This window comes from Streptomyces sp. NPDC050743 (assembly GCF_044456925.1).
Lineage (GTDB): Bacteria > Actinomycetota > Actinomycetes > Streptomycetales > Streptomycetaceae > Streptomyces.
Map to the genome: position 1 here is coordinate 1 of NZ_JBITGJ010000134.1, position 15,693 is coordinate 15,693.

General features: G+C 67.8%; 10 protein-coding genes and 4 pseudogenes. 10 read left to right on the top strand and 4 right to left on the bottom strand.

Going from position 1 to position 15,693, the window contains the following annotated elements:
* Window positions 1-222: 222 nt before the first annotated feature.
* Window positions 223-1,332: an ATP-grasp domain-containing protein gene (locus ACIBJF_RS47040; RefSeq protein WP_399183844.1), complete on the bottom strand. Its 1,110-nt coding sequence runs from the start codon at window positions 1,330-1,332 to the stop codon at window positions 223-225.
* Between the two features lie 735 nt (window positions 1,333-2,067).
* Here ACIBJF_RS47040 and ACIBJF_RS47045 point away from each other — a divergent pair.
* Window positions 2,068-2,337: a transposase gene (locus ACIBJF_RS47045; protein WP_399183846.1), complete on the top strand. Its 270-nt coding sequence runs from the start codon at window positions 2,068-2,070 to the stop codon at window positions 2,335-2,337.
* A 211-nt stretch (window positions 2,338-2,548) separates the two neighbouring features.
* Here the strand turns inward: ACIBJF_RS47045 and ACIBJF_RS47050 are convergent.
* Window positions 2,549-3,378: pseudogene (locus ACIBJF_RS47050) on the bottom strand (IS5 family transposase); the annotation flags it as partial.
* Between the two features lie 288 nt (window positions 3,379-3,666).
* Here ACIBJF_RS47050 and ACIBJF_RS47055 point away from each other — a divergent pair.
* From ACIBJF_RS47055 to ACIBJF_RS47080, 6 genes and pseudogenes are all read left to right on the top strand, one after another.
* Window positions 3,667-4,002, top strand: a complete 336-nt coding sequence (locus tag ACIBJF_RS47055) for a transposase family protein (protein WP_399183855.1) — start codon at window positions 3,667-3,669, stop codon at window positions 4,000-4,002.
* Between the two features lie 278 nt (window positions 4,003-4,280).
* Window positions 4,281-4,442 (top strand): annotated as a pseudogene (locus tag ACIBJF_RS47060) (transposase); the annotation flags it as partial.
* A 325-nt stretch (window positions 4,443-4,767) separates the two neighbouring features.
* On the top strand, window positions 4,768-5,589 hold the full coding sequence (locus ACIBJF_RS47065; RefSeq protein ID WP_365334929.1) for a glycosyltransferase family 2 protein: 822 nt from the start codon (window positions 4,768-4,770) through the stop codon (window positions 5,587-5,589).
* The gene (locus ACIBJF_RS47070) at window positions 5,586-6,587 is read left to right on the top strand and encodes a glycosyltransferase (RefSeq protein WP_399183847.1); all 1,002 of its coding nucleotides are present in this window, start codon (window positions 5,586-5,588) and stop codon (window positions 6,585-6,587) included. Before ACIBJF_RS47065 ends, ACIBJF_RS47070 begins: the two co-directional genes overlap by 4 nt.
* A gap of 160 nt (window positions 6,588-6,747) precedes the next feature.
* Window positions 6,748-7,545, top strand: a complete 798-nt coding sequence (locus ACIBJF_RS47075; RefSeq protein ID WP_399183849.1) for a polysaccharide deacetylase family protein — start codon at window positions 6,748-6,750, stop codon at window positions 7,543-7,545.
* Window positions 7,538-11,509: a lipopolysaccharide biosynthesis protein gene (locus ACIBJF_RS47080; protein ID WP_399183857.1), complete on the top strand. Its 3,972-nt coding sequence runs from the start codon at window positions 7,538-7,540 to the stop codon at window positions 11,507-11,509. The genes ACIBJF_RS47075 and ACIBJF_RS47080 overlap by 8 nt, the downstream gene beginning before the upstream one ends.
* 184 nt (window positions 11,510-11,693) lie before the next feature.
* Here ACIBJF_RS47080 and ACIBJF_RS47085 read toward each other — a convergent pair whose 3' ends face one another.
* Both ACIBJF_RS47085 and ACIBJF_RS47090 read right to left on the bottom strand, forming a co-directional pair.
* A complete protein-coding gene (locus ACIBJF_RS47085; RefSeq protein WP_399183851.1) occupies window positions 11,694-12,098 on the bottom strand; it encodes a transposase in 405 nt (134 codons plus the stop codon).
* 220 nt (window positions 12,099-12,318) lie between these two features.
* A pseudogene (locus tag ACIBJF_RS47090) lies at window positions 12,319-12,735 on the bottom strand (transposase); the annotation flags it as partial.
* Window positions 12,736-13,020: 285 nt separating this feature from the next.
* On the opposite strand from ACIBJF_RS47090, the gene ACIBJF_RS47095 reads away from it, so the two are divergent.
* The 3 genes and pseudogenes from ACIBJF_RS47095 to ACIBJF_RS47105 all read left to right on the top strand — a co-directional run.
* Complete coding sequence (locus ACIBJF_RS47095; RefSeq protein ID WP_399183852.1) at window positions 13,021-14,277, top strand: IS110 family transposase; 1,257 nt, start codon at window positions 13,021-13,023, stop codon at window positions 14,275-14,277.
* A gap of 349 nt (window positions 14,278-14,626) precedes the next feature.
* Window positions 14,627-14,884: a DUF5372 family protein gene (locus ACIBJF_RS47100; RefSeq protein WP_399183853.1), complete on the top strand. Its 258-nt coding sequence runs from the start codon at window positions 14,627-14,629 to the stop codon at window positions 14,882-14,884.
* Window positions 14,885-15,105: 221 nt separating this feature from the next.
* Window positions 15,106-15,693 (top strand): annotated as a pseudogene (locus tag ACIBJF_RS47105) (hypothetical protein); the annotation flags it as partial.

Below are 15,693 nucleotides of genomic sequence, written 5' to 3' on the forward strand. Positions count from 1 at the left end.
GGTTGGAACCCGGACGGTGCCGAGGGCGTAAGACCACCCGAGCCGCCGGCTCCGGCGGCGGCCTGAGCCGTAAATCCCCGCTCAGCCCTGGAGGGCGACGCATTCCCCTCCCTCCAGGGAGGGGAGCCTTCAAGCAGACTGATAACAGTGGAGAGGCCATAGGGGGCCAGCTCCGACAACGGCCGACCGCCGTCGTCATGAGGGGTCCGTTCGCGTCGTGGTTCAACGTCGTGACCGGTACATCTGCAGCAGGTGCTTGGCTCCCGGCCGCACGAAGCGGGCGAGCATGGTGACGAACGGCTTGAGATCGTCCGCCGCCAGCCAGGCCAGTTCGGTGCCGGTGGCGCGGGCGGGTGCGTGCGGCGTGGTGTAGCCGCTGCGGCGGTAGGCGAGGAGCGCGGGCAAGTCGATGTTTTCGACGACGAGACGGCGCCCGTCCCGTTGCCCGGAGCGCGGGATCTCGCGCCCGGTGAGGTCGAGATGCTGGGCACGTACGACGTCGATCCCGGCTGCCGACTCAAAGAGCCGGAATTGGGCGCCCATGCGCGGGTTGAAGTCCAGCAGCTTGTAGCGGCTGTCCCGGCGGTCGTAGCGCCAGTCGAGGTCGGCGATGCCCTGGAAGCCGATGCTCTTGCAGAACCGGGATGTCAGTTCTGCGAGTTCGGGATTGGAAACGACATACGCGCAGGCCGTCATCCCAGCATGCGGTGGCCAGGAGCGGACCTTGACCCCGGTGAAGACCACTGGCTCGGCCGCGCCCGCGCCGAAGTACGCGTGGACGATCCAGTCCTCTGCCTCCTCCCGGGGCAGGTACTCCTGCAGGATCACCCCGGGCTTGGGCCCCCAGCCGTGCGCTAGCTCCAGCAGCTCTCGCGGTCCCTGGATCCGCGTGGTGCCCGGCACGGCCGGGTTCCGGCGCCGCTCGAATGCCTCCCGGTTCTTGGCGACGATCGGGAAGCAGGCGCCCGCGGCGAACTCCTCGATCGCCTCGTACGAGTCGGGGAAGGCCGCCTGCGGTGAGAGCACCCCGTACTGCACGCACAGCTCGTGCAACCCCTGCTTGCTGGCCAGCCGCCGGACCAGGCCGGGATCCTCCACACGCGGGAAGAGGAAGAACTCGGCCAGCTCGTCGGCGTGCTCGGAGACGAGCACGGCCGACTCCTCGTCGGTCGGGATCAGCACCGTGGGGCGCCCGATCCGGCGGCCGATCCTGCGCAGCTCCTCGATCAGCCGCTCCGCCGGCTCCTGCCCGGTAGTCGGCCAGACGAACCGCCCGTGCAGGTAGCGGGATGCGGCGGCGGGCGTCCAGCGGTCCTCGGTAATGGCGTACATGGGAACCCCGAGCCTCCCCAGGCTGCGGATGGCTCCCACCCCGCCATGGTGCAGCGGATAGTTCCCGATCTTCACGATCAGGGCCGGTACGGCAGGGTCGATCGCAAACCCGGACCCCACCGCGGAGTCGCCCCCGATGGTCCCGGCATTCAGGGCCCGCCTACCCAGGCCACGGCCTGAAAGGAACCTAAGAGGCCGCGCGGATACGTCGGCTGTCACGGGCGTCGTTTCCGGTGTCGCATACATTCCTCCATGCATGTTCGAGGCTCATCTGAGTACATGAAACGAATTGTTCGGAAATTTGCTTGTTGCGGCGTTCAGACACGCCGACGACCGGACGTCGGTGGCTTGTTGATCAGAAACCCAAAGCGTTCTCTTCGAAGATGTGGCGAACGTGCCGGCCGCCGAAGCAACCGCGGACGACGTGCGACTGGGGTTCGGCGGTGGAAGACCCTGCGAGCTTCGGCGGGGAGTTGGGCTTGGTCATGGGCTCGCCTGTGCACGGGCAGGCCGCGCTCGCGGTCGGCGTTCTACCGGCTGCTCGACGGCGTCATCATCGACGACGCCGGGAGGTCTTTAATGACAAGCTGCGCGAGTGGGAGGACTACTACAACTACCACCGCCGCCCAGAGACCTCGACGGCCAGATCCCCTACGAACGCCTCAAGCAGAGGACCACGACCGAGACGTAAGCGGTGATCGACACTGGCCCACCGTCAAGCTCTCAAGCCCATCGGTGTCTGTCAGGCCGGGCAACTCCACGCTGGTCCGGTCCTCCGACAAGACCGTCACCGAGGTGGCCCGGGAGATCGGGGTCAGCGCCGAGGAACTGCGGAACCGGGTCAGGCAGGACACGATCAACCGCGGCCAGGGGGCGCCGGGCGAGCTGACGAGCGCGGAGCGGGAAGAACTGCGTCGGCTGCGGCGGCAGAACCGTGAGCAGGCCGAGAAGATCGAGGTGCTGCGAAAAGCGGCGGTCTTCTTCGCGAAAGAGAGCGATCGATGAGCGAGGTGTACGCGTTCATCGAGGCGGAGAAGACCACCCACTGCGTTGCTCTTTTGTGCCGGCTGCTGATGGTGGCCCGGTCCTCCTCTTACGCCTGGCCGTGCCGCCCGCCGGGCCGCCGGGCCGCCGGGCCGCCGGGCCGCCGGGCCGCCGACGACGCCCTGGCCCACTGGGGTCCGTCTTCAAACGGATCTTGCCCAGAGCAGGAATGAGCGAGCGTGACCGCTGCCTCGTAGGAGGTGGCGGTCTTTTCGTATCGGGTGGCAATGCCGCGGAAGCCCTTGAGCCGGTTGAAGCAGCGCTCGATCATGTTGCGTCGGCGGTAGATCTGCCGGTCGAATCGTGGTGGTCTGCCGCCGTGGCGGCCGCGGTTGTAGCGATGCCGTTGTTGGTCCGCCTTCTCGGGGAGGGTGTGTGCGATGCCGCGTTTTCGCAGGTAGGAGCCGAAGCCACGGGAGCTGTAGGCCCTGTCTGCGATGACCTGGTCGGGCCTGCAGCGTGGTCGGCCCAGGCCGGTGCGGGGAACGCGGATGCGTTCGAGTAGCGGGCGTGCGCAGATGCTGTCGTGGCGTTGGCCGGGCGTCAGCAGGATCGCGAGCGGGCGTCCTTCGCCGTCGCAGGCGAGGTGGATTTTGGTGGTCAGTCCGCCTCGGGATCGACCGAGGGCGTGATCGTCCGGTTCGTCCTGGTGGTGCTGCCCCCTTTTCGGCCGGTGGCGGCGGCGTGCTGGTGGGCGCGGACGATGGTGGAGTCGATCTGGACCAGCCAGTCGATGTCGCCGGCCGCGTCCGCCTGGGCCTGGATCTGCTGCAGAGCCCGGGTCAAGACGCCGGCGAGGGCGTAGCGGCGGAAGCGGGTGTAGACCGTTTTCCACGACCCGTAGCGTTCCGGCAGGTCACGCCAGGAGACACCGGTCCGGATCTTGTAGACCATGCCGTTGACGACCTGCCGGTCCGCGACGCGTGGCCGCCCCGTGACGGCTCGTGGTATCAGCGGAGCGAGTAACTCCCACTCCTGGTTGGCGAGTTCATGACGACGTATCACCTGACCATGATCCACCACCCGATGATCTTTGAAGACGGACCCTAGATCACCGCGTTGCACATCGCCTCCCGGTGCGTGCACCCACGGGGTGCCGCGTATCCATGCCGAATTGTGCAGGGTGGACCGGCGGGTCAACCGCCGCGCCGACATGATCACATGCCACCAGGGACCTGACGACCCCATCAGCCCTCACGTCCGCAGCTTGACAAACATAGGGGCATCAAAGACAAGGCCCACGGCCTGCTCTTCCTCGCGCTCACCGACGACAGGAGCCGACTGCTGTGGCTGTCCGCAGCCCGCCCGGGACGCCCCTCGGAGATCACCACCGCCCGCTACAACGACCTCGTCGAGCGCCTGCGCCCCCATGAGTTGGGCGCTATCGGCGACCTTGGCTTCGTCGGCCCGGACGACGACCCGGACAACCCGGTGGTCATCACCGGCTACAAGGCCGCCCGCACCAAACCGCTCACCTCGGCGAAGAAGCAGGTCAACAAGCTGATCGCGTCCGTCCGCACGGCCTGCGAGCACGCCTTCGCCCACTCGAAGAACTGGCCATCCTCACCAAGCTCCGCCTGCACGTCCCCCACACCACCACGCTCCTGCGCGCCCTGCTCGTCCTGACCGACCTCGAAGTCACGTGCTGACAGACGATCTTGACGCCAGACAACCGCCCACGACCAGTACGAGGACACGAGCAACGACCCACACCAGCCCCGTGACCAGCAACTTCAAGATGGTGGATCTTCACTGCGATTACTCGCTGAATGTTTGCTCGCCATCCACGCCTGGAGAAATTGAGGCTCCCCTGTCGCTTCCGTGGGTCGCTGACCTGGCCTGACACGGAGAACACGCCGTACCCGGGATACGTTTCGACTTGCGAAAGAACGAAACGGATGAAGCTGGATACGGCGTTGAGCAACGGGCTCGTCGAGAGCATGAACACCAAGATCCGCCTGATCACACGCATCGCGTTCGGCAAGGACCCTACGGCGCTCATAGCCCTCGCCATGCTCAGCCTCGGCGGACACCGCCCACACCTACCAGGCCGTCACACCGCATGAACCCACCCACGGAAGCGACAGGAGAGCCGAAATTGAGAAGCGCTCTCCGCGAGTCGCTCTGTTGGGAACCACCCGCCCCACTAATGTCCGGAATGTCCAGAATGGTTGGACGGATCGTCCGGAGCGATTGGACGCTCCCTGCATCCGATTCTGCCCGTCCATGCCCTTCACGTCAGGAACCGCCATGCTCGGCACGCGCGAGCTGGACGCGGAGTCGCCAACCGGACGAGGAGCCGGACCGCCCAAGCATGGGCGGCCCATCACAAGAGAGGACGGTATCGTGAGTTCTGATGTTCGTTTGACGGCACCGGGCCAAGACCCGCCCATGCCGCCGCCCTCAGGCGGCAAGACTCCTGAGATCGCGAACGCACCTATTTCGGGGCAGTATCATCCGATCTCTTCCCACCTCGCGATTGCGCCGCCGGTGAGTGTGGTGATCCCTGCCATGAACGAGGCGGAGAATCTCCCGTACGTCTTCAAGAGACTTCCGAAGTGGATTCATGAAGTGGTGCTGGTGGACGGCAATTCCACCGACAGCACGGTTGAGGTAGCTCGAGAGCTATGGCCGGGTATCAAGGTAGTCCCCCAGATCGGCAAGGGGAAGGGCGACGCGCTGATTACCGGCTTCAAGGCCTGCACCGGCGACATCATCGTAATGGTCGACGCAGATGGCTCGGCAGACGGTCAGGAGATCGTGTCTTATGTCTCCGCATTAGTCTCCGGTGCCGATTTCGCGAAGGGCTCGCGGTTCGCCAACGGTGGTGGCACCTCGGACATTACGCCGATCCGCAAGCTCGGAAACTGGGTGCTGTGCGCGATCGTCAACGCCAAGTTCGGCGCCCGCTACACCGATCTCTGCTACGGGTACAACGCCTTCTGGCGGCACTGCCTGGACAAGATCGACCTCGACTGCACGGGCTTCGAGGTGGAGACCCTGATGAACATCAGAGTTGTCAAGGCCGGGCTCAAGGTGCAGGAGATCCCCAGTCACGAGTACCTCCGCATCCACGGCGCCAGCAACCTGCGCGCGGCGCGCGACGGATTCCGGGTGCTGAACGTCATCCTCAAGGAACGCTCCAACCGGCGCGCGCTGCGCCGGCGGCCTCACGCCGTGGTACTCAATTCGCCTCCAGGAGAGGCGTCTTGAGTAACCCTGACATCTCCGTGGTGATCTGCGTGTACACCGAGGACCGCTGGGAGGACATCCTCGCGGCGGTCTCCTCGGTACGGGCGCAGTCCCGCCCGGCGCGCGAGACGCTGCTGGTCGTGGACCACAACGAGACCCTGCTGGAGCAGCTGACCAGGGAGTACAAGGAGGTCGAGGAAGTCCGCGTGCTCGCCAACGCGGGCCCCCGCGGCCTGTCCGCGGGCCGCAACACCGGGATCGCCGCCTCGCATGGCGAGATCATCGCGTTCCTCGACGACGACGCCATGGCCGAGCGCGACTGGCTGAAGCACTTCGCCGAAGGCTACGAGGACCCCCGTGTCATGGCAGTCGGCGGCCGAACGATGCCGATCTGGGCGTCGGGCCGCCGCCCGGCCTGGTTCCCGGAAGAGTTCGACTGGGTGGTGGGCTGCACCTACAAGGGGCTGCCGCCCGGCCGGGCGCGGGTGCGCAACGTCCTCGGCGGAAACGCCTCCTTCCGTCGTACGGCGTTCGAGGCGGCGGGCGGCTTCGCCACGGGCATCGGCCGCGACGGCAACAAGCGCCCGCTGGGCTGCGAGGAGACGGAGCTGTGCATCCGCCTCACCCGGGCCAGACCCGACGCGATCCTGCTCATCGACGACCGTGCGGTGATCCACCACCGGGTGCCCGAGCCGCGCGAGCACTTCGCGTACTTCCGCACCCGTACCTACGCCGAAGGCCTGTCCAAGGCGCTGGTGGCCCGCAGCGTCGGCTCCGACAAGGGCCTGGAGTCCGAACGCCGCTACACCACCCGGGTGCTGCCCGCCGGGGTGGCCCGCGGACTGCGGGACGCCCTGCTGACCCACCCCGCCGGCGCAGGACGGGCGGGAGCGATCGTGACCGGGGTTGCCTTGGCGGCTGGCGGATATGTGATCGGCAGCTTCCGCGCGCGCAAGAGTGGCGTCGCGTTCCGCGTCGCGGAGGCCGGGGAGAGCCCGGGCAGCAAGGGGGCAGCATGAGCAGGGTCAGACGCGCATCCAGCCGACCGTGGCCCGTGTCCGCGCGGGCTCAGTTCCGCGCCGCCACGCTCGAACGCCCCATCCAAGCCCGTTCGCACCGTCGGCCTACCAGGCCCGACCGTGGGACCGCACCTCGTGTCCCGCACAAAGGCGATGCCGCATGAACCTACCCGTGCCCATCCTCATGTACCACTCCATCGCGCACACGCCGAACCTCGCCACCCGCGCCTTGTCCGTGGCGCCCGAGGCGTTCGCCGAGCAGATGGCGCTGCTCGAGGACGGCCGGTTCACGCCGCTCACCACAGCGCAACTCGCCGCCGCCTGGCGGTCCTCGCGACCGCTGCCGCAGCGCCCAGTCCTGATCACCTTCGACGACGGCTACGAAGGCGTGCACCGGCACGCCCTGCCCGTGCTCGCCAAATGCGGCTTCGTCTCCACGCTGTTCCTCGCGACCGGCTGGATCCGGGGCGCCCACGACACCGGCGGCGGCCTCGACACCATGCTCGACTGGGACCAAGTCCGCGCACTCGCCGACTCCGGAGTGGAGGTCGGTGGGCACAGCCATACGCACCCGCAGCTGGACCAGCTCGGGGACGAGGCGCTTTGGTGGGAACTGCTGCGCTGCAAGGACATCGCAGCCGACGAACTCGGCACCCCGCCCGCCTCGTTTGCGTACCCGTACGGATATTCGAGCCGCAGGGTGCGCCGCGCCGTGCGCGAGGCCGGGTTCACGCAGTCCCTCGCGGTCGGCAATGCCCTGGCGCGGCGCCGTCAGGGACCGTACGCACTGCGGCGCGTGACCGTTCGCCGCACCACCACGATCAATGAGTTCGCACGGCTTGCCCACGGCCGGGCCATCACCAGTACGTTCGTCGGGGACCGTGCCCTCACCAAGGGGTACGCCGTGGTCCGCAGAGCCCGAAAGATTTACCGGAAGGCAACCTGGACCCGTGTCTGACGCGACCACCGCTCGGACTGATTCCTCCGATCCCTCCGTGGCCAACACGGCCGAGCCGCAGCCGACAGCCGGCCGGAAGCTGCCTCCGCTCGAACGGGGCGGGGGTTCTGGCGGCGGCAACCAACTGTTCCGCAACGCCTATGCGCTGATGCTCAACACCGGGATCAGTGCGGTGCTGGGCCTCGGCTTCTGGGTTGCCGCCGCGCGCTACTACACGGAGGACGCGGTCGGCCGGGGCTCCGCGGCAATCGCAGCAATGAAGCTCCTCGCGGGGCTCACCGCGACAACCCTCATGGGCGCGCTGACCCGCTTCCTTCCGGTGGCGGGCCGCACCGCGAGCCGTCTGATCTTCCGTACCTACGCGGCCAGTTCGGTGGTCGTGGCGCTGGCCGCAGCTGCCTTCCTGCTAACGCTCGACTTATGGGGCCCCTCGTACCGCTCCTTGCACGGGCTCCTCAGCGGCCTCGGCTTCATCGCCGCCGTGGTCGCATGGTCACTGCTTACGCTGCAGGACTCTGTGCTGACGGCGCTGCGCAGCGCGCTGTGGGTGCCGGTCGGCAACACTGTGTTTTCCGCGGTGAAGCTGGGGCTGCTAGTCGCCCTGGCGGTGGCCCTCCCCGCAACCGGTGTCTTCGTGTCGTGGGTGGCATCCATCGCCGCGTCCGCAGTGCCGCTCGGCTGGCTGGTGCTCCGGCGTCTTGTGCCGCAGCACATGAGGGCGACGCAGGGCCAGACCCAGCCGCCGACGCTGCGCGACATCGGCCGGTTCCTGGCCGGCGACTGCACCGGCTCGCTGTTCTCGCTCGCCGTGGTCTACCTGGTCCCGGTGATCGTCGCCGCCCAGGTGAGCTCGGCCGACAACGCGTACTGCTACATCGCCCTGACCATCAGCAGCACGGTCAACATGCTCGCCATCAACATGGGCGCCTCGCTCACCGTCGAGGGCTCTCACGCCCCGGCGCGGCTCGCCGCCAACACCCGGGCCGCGCTCAAGCGCATGGCCCGGATCATGCTGCCGGTGTGCGGGCTGCTGTTCCTCGGGGCCCCCTTCATCCTGCACGTCTTCGGTGACGGCTACGCCCACGCGGCGACCCCGCTGCTGCGCTGGTTCGCGGTCGGCGCGCTGCTGCGGGTCGTCATGGAGATCTACTTCGCAGTGCTGCGCGCACAGAGCCGCACCTCCGGACTCGCCTACCTCCAGGGCCTGCTGTGTGTGCTGGTGCTGGGGCTGACGCTGCTGCTGCTCCCCCGAATGGGCTTGACCGGTGCGGGTGTTGCGGAGGTCTGCAGCCTCTCGGTGATCGTGGCCATCGCAACGCCCGGGCTCTACCGGATCGTCCGGGCCGGCCCCTCCGCAACCGTTTCCGCGGCATTGGACGGGAAACTGGCCGACCTGGGCACCGCCGATGTGGCGACGCGGCCCCGTGAGGGAATGACGCACCGCGGACCAGCCCGCGCACTGCGCACCTCCCTCGACTCGACCACCCTGACGCTCGCTGTCCAGCCCGACGCTGACCACCTCGAGCACAGACCCGAGGCGCAGCCGAGGTCTGGCACGCCTGCTTTCAGGACGCCCTCGCCCAACGGCCCGCGGCGGGACACGGACGCCGCGGACCGCCGCCCGACGCGGACCGGCAGGCCTTCCCTCGCGCTGCCCGTGCCGCAGAACGAACCGCATGCGGCGTCCCCGCCCCTCGACAAGCCGGAAGGCGGGGAGGAGGGAACGGCACCGCCGGGACCAGGGAGTGTTCCTGCGGCGGAGGTGCCTTCCTATGCGAAGGAACCCCCACAGAATCGGCAATCCGGGCAAATCCCGCAGGCCAGGTGCACCCCAAAGGCCCGGCGGACTTGGCAGGTCCGCCGAGCGAAGAAGGGCCGGCATGCGAGGAAGGGCGAGCAGGCCCGGGGTGATGCGTCGCAAGATCCGTTCCCTCACAGCGCCGGGCACGCGCGCGTGACGGCGGGCGCCACCGTGGTGGCCGTGCTGCTGGCCACCGCGCTCGGGTTGTACTGGCTGCCCGCCCTAGGTCTGCACGACCGCGACCTTGACCGCATGGACGGGCTCGGGCTGGTATCTGTCCTGCCCGAACCCACCCTGCTGGGCGCCGCCCTGTTGACCGTCGTCTTCGCCTCGCTGTTGTGGATGGACCGGCAGCACCGGCTGCTGCTGCTGGCCGCGCTTCTTGCGACCGTGGTGTCGCTGCACGCGCTGCCCGCGGTCATTGAGACCGAGCCGCGGTTCGCGACGGCCTGGCAGCACCTCGGCTTCCTGGAATACATCGACAGGACGGGCTCCGCCCTGCCCTACCTGGACGCACGCTGGAGCTGGCCCGGCTTCTTCGCCGCGGCCGCCTTCGTCGCCCAGGCATGCGGCGTCACGGACATGACCGAGGTCATTCGCTGGTGGCCTGTCGTCATGCAACTCCTCTATCTGGCACCGATGTTCCTGCTGATGCGCTCCATCCGGGCAGGCTGGCGCGCCAAGTGGGCCGGCGCTTGGATCTTCGTCATGGGCAACTGGGTTGGCCAGGACTACTTTTCCCCCCAGGGCTTCACTTATCTGCTGTATCTGGTCTTCGTCGCGATGCTGCTGGTGTGGTTCCAGCCCCCGCGCGTGCTGGGGACCGGGCTGCGCCCGGGCGAGGTGGAGGTCAAGCCCGCCAACCGCCGCCAGCGCACGGTGCTGCTGCTCGTCGTGATCGGCCTGTTCGGGGCGACCGTCTCGGCCCACCAGCTCACGCCCTTCATGATGCTGGGCGTCCTCACCGCCCTTGTGCTGCTCGGCCGCTGCGAACTGCGCGGGCTTCCGATACTGTTCGCGGTGCTGGTCGCCGTGTGGGTGGGCTTCGTCGCCGAGCCGTACTGGTCGGGCCACTTCAACGAGCTGTTCGGCGGTTTCGGTGGCGTCGGCAGCAATGTGTCCTCATCGGTGTCCGGACGCATTAACGGCGGCAGCTCGGCCCACAAACGCGTGCTGTACGCACGCTTGGTGCTCGCCGGCGGTGTCATGGCGATGGCCTGCTGGGGCTGGTGGCGCCGACGCGGGGCCAAGTATCGCGAGCGGTCCCTACCCGTGCTCGCCTTCGCGCCGTTCCTCGGCTTCGGCATGCAGTCCTACGGCGGCGAAATGGCGCTGCGCGTCTTCATGTTCGCCCTGCCCGGCACCGCGCTGCTCGCCGGTCTCGCGCTGTTCCCGCACACGAGTGTCACCGCGGCGGAGCGGAACCGCGTCCGGGTCAGGCTGACCCCGCTGGCGGTGCTCCTGGTGGGCTTGTTGCTGATGGGTGGCTTTCTAGTGGTGCGGTGGGGCAACGAGTCCTTCGAGCGTGTGCAGACCGGCGAGGTCGCGGCGATGGACTACGTGTATGCCCGCGACGATCCGACGGTGCGTCTGTTGTGGATGAGCAAAGACACGGCGCACGACGTGACGCCCGCCCTGCCGTGGGGCGCGCGCGACATGGAGAAGGTGCACTACGTCCCGACCCCCGCGCCCACCGATCCGATGCTGGTGTCGAACCTGGTCAAGGCGCTCAAGGACGCAGGCCCACGCTCGTATCTGATGATCAACGAGAGCCAGGCGGTCCGTCTCGAACTGAACGCAGGCTACTCGGCGACCTGGAAGACCCGGCTCATCCGAACCCTGGACCAACGCCAGGAGCTGAAGAGGGCCTTCGCCAACGACGACGCGACGATCTATGCCCTGCGCAAGGAGCCGGACGGCAAGCCGGCGAACGCCGATCCGGGGCCGAACGGCCCGCGAGTGACATGGACGCCGTGGTCGGTGGTGGGTGCGCTGACGGCCGTGGCACTGATGCTCCTGCTGGCCGTGCGTGAGGTCGTGCGGGTGGCGGTGACGCCCGGAGCACGACAGCAGCGCTGGCTGCAGCGCAGCTTCCTCTTCTCGCTGCCGCTCCTCGTGGCGCTGGTGGTTTCGCTGGTGCAACGATTCTCAACCCTGGCCTGACATCAGCATCGCCCTCACCGGGCTTGCACACTGCAGCACCCCCATTACCTTCTTGATCGGCCCCGCAATGGGGTTCCCGGCCTCCGGGCCCGGCATGACTGGTCCCCCCTGTTGACCATGATCTGGGGGGTGGTGTCACCGGTCCCGGAGGCACTGGTAGACCGCTGATTAGCGCCTCTGTGTGTCAAGCGGCTGTGGCGAGTTGGGTTCTCTGATCGCGTTTCATGATCCGGTAGACGACGTTGGACAAGCGGCGCTTGAGCGCCCGACGGGCTTCGGCGGGCGTCTTCCCTTCGGCGATCTTGCGGAGGTAGTACGCCTGGCCGCGACCGCCATCGCGGATCTGACAGATGGCGATGATGTGAAGGGCGCTGTTCAGAGCCCTGTTGCCGCCTGTGTTGAGGCGATGGCGGACGTTCTTGCCGCTGGAGGCGTCCAGGGGCGCGCTTCCGACGTAGCTGGCGAAGTGGTGCTCGGTCGGGAAGCGGCTGATGTCGCCGATGTGGCCAAGGACCTTCGCGGCCAGCACCGTGCCGAGTCCGGGCAGCGACATGAGGCTGGTCCGGGAGGCGGCGAGAGCGTCGCGCATCTGAGCTTCGTTGTCCCCGACCTGACGGTCGAGTCGGCGCAGGTCGGCCAGTAGATCGCGGGCGATGTCGCGGCGGCAGCTGTCCGTCGCGGTGACCGGCCGGATGCCTTTCATCAAGGAGGCGGCCTTGTCGGCCGAGAGCCGGGTGGGGGGCGCCACCAGGCAGCAGGTCACGCAGGACCGCGTGGAGGCGGTTGATAGTGCGGGTGCGCTCGTTGACCAGGTCGTTGTGCCGCTCGGTCAGCAGGCGGAGGATCGTGGACTGATCCTCTGCGGTGACCTTGCGCAGGTCGGTGCGGAACAGCGCGACCTGGGCGACGTGAAGCGCATCGGCGGGGTCGGTCTTGCGGTCACCTCCAGTGGCCAGCAGCCGTGCCCTGGCTGACAAGGTCGAGGGCACGTCGACGACGTCCTCGCCCGCGGCGGCCAGCTGCTGGGCGAGCGTCCGTCCGAGGCCGCCGGCGCCTTCCACCGCGAACCGGCGTTCGGGCCACTGCTCGCACCACCGAACGAGCTGGCCGAAGGTTCCGGCATTGACGACGAACTTCCGCTGACCGATCTTGTGGCCTGCGGTGTCGATGGCGACGGCGGTGTGCGAGGACTTGTGGGGGTCGATCCCGATGGTGATCACGCGCATCCTGACCTGGTGCTTGATGGGACAGAGGTGTGCGGTGGGCACCCTGACTTGAAGTAGCGATCACGCACATTCATGCCTCTGTCGAGCCACACCGCGCGGGTGCCGGACGGCGGCGGCACGCTAATCAAGAGCCAGCCCACAAGGACGGCAAGGAGCTATGCGAGCCAGTGCCGACCGGCACCCTGGACGCTACGGCTGCAGACCGGGCGTCTGGGGTCGATTCAACAAGTCAGGGGCATGACCACCGGTTCCCGCAAGGGACTTGGGAGGCTCTTCGTAATGTGGATGCCGGCAGCTGGTGCCGCGGGTGAGGCCGGGACGCTCGACCGGAGGACGCACGTGATCGACACCAGTGACATCGGCGCCTTCCTGGGCCTGGACGTCGGCAAGGGCGAACACCACGCCACCGCCGTCACTCCGGCCGGGAAGAAAGCCTTCGACAAGCGGCTACCCAACAGCGAACCCAAGCTGCGGGAACTCTTCGAGAAACTGCAGGCCAAACACGGCACCGTGCTCGTGGTCGTCGACCAGCCTGCCTCCATCGGCGCCCTGCCCCTGACCGTCGCCCGAGCCACGGGCTGCCAGGTGGCCTATCTGCCGGGCCTGACCATGCGGCGGATCGCCGATCTCTACCCCGGTGAGGCCAAGACTGATGCCCGCGACGCGTTCATCATCGCGGACGCAGCCCGCGCCATGCCCCACACGCTCCGCGCCCTCGAGCTGGAAGACGAGACCGTCGCCGAGCTGGAAATGATCGTCGGCTTCGACGACGACCTCGCCGGCGAGGCGACCCGCATCAGCAACCGGCTGCGCGGCCTGCTCACCCAGATCCATCCCTCGCTGGAGCGGGTCCTGGGCCCGCGCATCCAGCATCCTGCTGTGCTGCTGATACTCGACCAGTTCGGCTCTCCCGCCCAGTTGAGGAAGGCCGGACGCCGCAGGCTGGTCAATCTGATACGCGCCAAAGCCCCGCGGATGGCCGAGCGCCTGGTCGACGACGTCTTCGCCGCGCTCGACGAACAAACCGTCGTCGTTCCCGGCACCCACGCCGCCGCGCTGATCGTCCCCAGCCTCGCCAACCAGCTGAAAACCGTGCTCGACCAGCGCAAACTCCTCGCCGCCCGGATCGAGGAACTGCTGGAGACCCACCCTCTATCCAAAGTCCTGGCCTCCATGCCCGGGATCGGGGTCAGGACCGGAGCCAGGATCCTCATCGACGTCGGCGACGGCAGCAGTTTCCCTACTGCCGCCCACCTCGCGGCCTACGCAGGACTCGCCCCGGCGACCCGAAGCTCCGGATCCTCAATCCGCGGAGAACAACCCTCCCGGAGAGGAAACAAGCAGCTCAAACGGGCCTTCTTCCTCTCCGCGTTCGCGGCCCTGGCCGACCCGGCCTCCCGCGCCTACTACGACAAGAAGATCGCCCAGGGAAAACACCACACCCAAGCCCTTCTCTGCCTCGCAAGACGCCGAGCCGACGTGCTCTACGCGATGCTCCGCGACGGCACCTTCTACGACCCCCAACCCGCCCCCACGGGTTGACGAAACCCATAGGGGCACCCCCCGGCGGCTTCTCCTTGAACCGATCTTCGAACCAGACCGCCTCGACATCCATCGACATGACCGACTTTGCAGCCTCTTTCGACTCTCCTTCTCAATTCCATGCGCGGATTACCGTGTTGACGAGTGTCAATCCCCTCGAACTGTGGGGTCCTTCCTATGCGCCAGTCCCATGGTGAGGCCAGCCCAGTACGCGTTCTCGTAGTCGATCGGGCTGGTGCCGCACAGGGCGGCGAAGGACGCCTCGCCGTCGAGGCGTTCGGGGTTGTCACCGGCCGCAGGTGTGTCGATTTAACGGCTGATCTTGGTTGTTGAGTGGTCAGAGGACATCTTGCTGGTCACGCATCCGTATCATCCGCTGTCGGGGCGCCGGTTGCGGGTGTGCCGCACGGTGCGTCGCTCCAGCGGTCTGGCCTTCATCTGCACTGCCGGTGACGGTGTGACGGTGACGCTCCCGCAGGCGTGGACAGACCGCGGCCCTGCTCCGGACGAGCACCGGCTTGCGACCGCCGGGCTCGGTGCGCTGTCTGCGCTGGTAGATGCCCTCACGAGGCGTGGCATCGAGCCGGGAGACGAAGGATCGTCGTGAAGGGCACCCGCCTTTTCGCGGCCTTGGGTGCCCGAGCATCGGTGACGGGCGGTGACTGCGGTGGAGGACTGGACGCGGACCGCCGCGCTGCTGGTGGCGAACATGGTCGACTCATGTGTGCGCGGTCAGGCGGGTGTCGATGAGCGGACTGCAGAAGATCACCCCCCTCGCACCGGTCGAGGCTGGCGCTGATCTATGTGCGGCAGTCGACCTTGCTGCAGGTGCGGGAGAACACCGAGTCGACCGCCCGCCAGTACGGGGGGCTGGCCGACCGGGCGAGGGAATTGCGCTGGGCAGAGTCCGACATCGGCGTCGTCGACGCCGACCTGGGCGCACCTCGGGCCGGTTCTCCGGGCTGCGGGTCGGATTCCAGCAACTGGTGGCCCGGGTCTGCCTCGGCGAGGCCGACGCGGCCTTCGGACTGGAGGTCTCCCGGCTGGCCCGCTCCTCTGCCGAGTTCGGCCGGCTGCTGGAGTTCGCGCCTGACCGACACCCTCCTGATCGACGCCGACGGCGTCTATGACCTGGGCGATTTCAACGACCGTCTCGTCCTCGGTTTGAAGTCCACGATGAGCGAGGCCGAGCTGCACATCCTGGCGGGACGCCTGCACGGCGCCCGCAAGGCCGCCGCCGAACGCGGTGACCTGAGGCTTCCGCTGCCCGTCGGCATGGTCTATGCCGACGACGGCACCATCACCTTGAAGCTCTCCCCTTCCCTCGGCAAGCCTCGGGAAGGAGATTCCTGCCTACATCGCTGCGGCAGGCTTGACGGTTTTACCCGCCCTGCGACCGCGCCTTCCGGCGGCCGG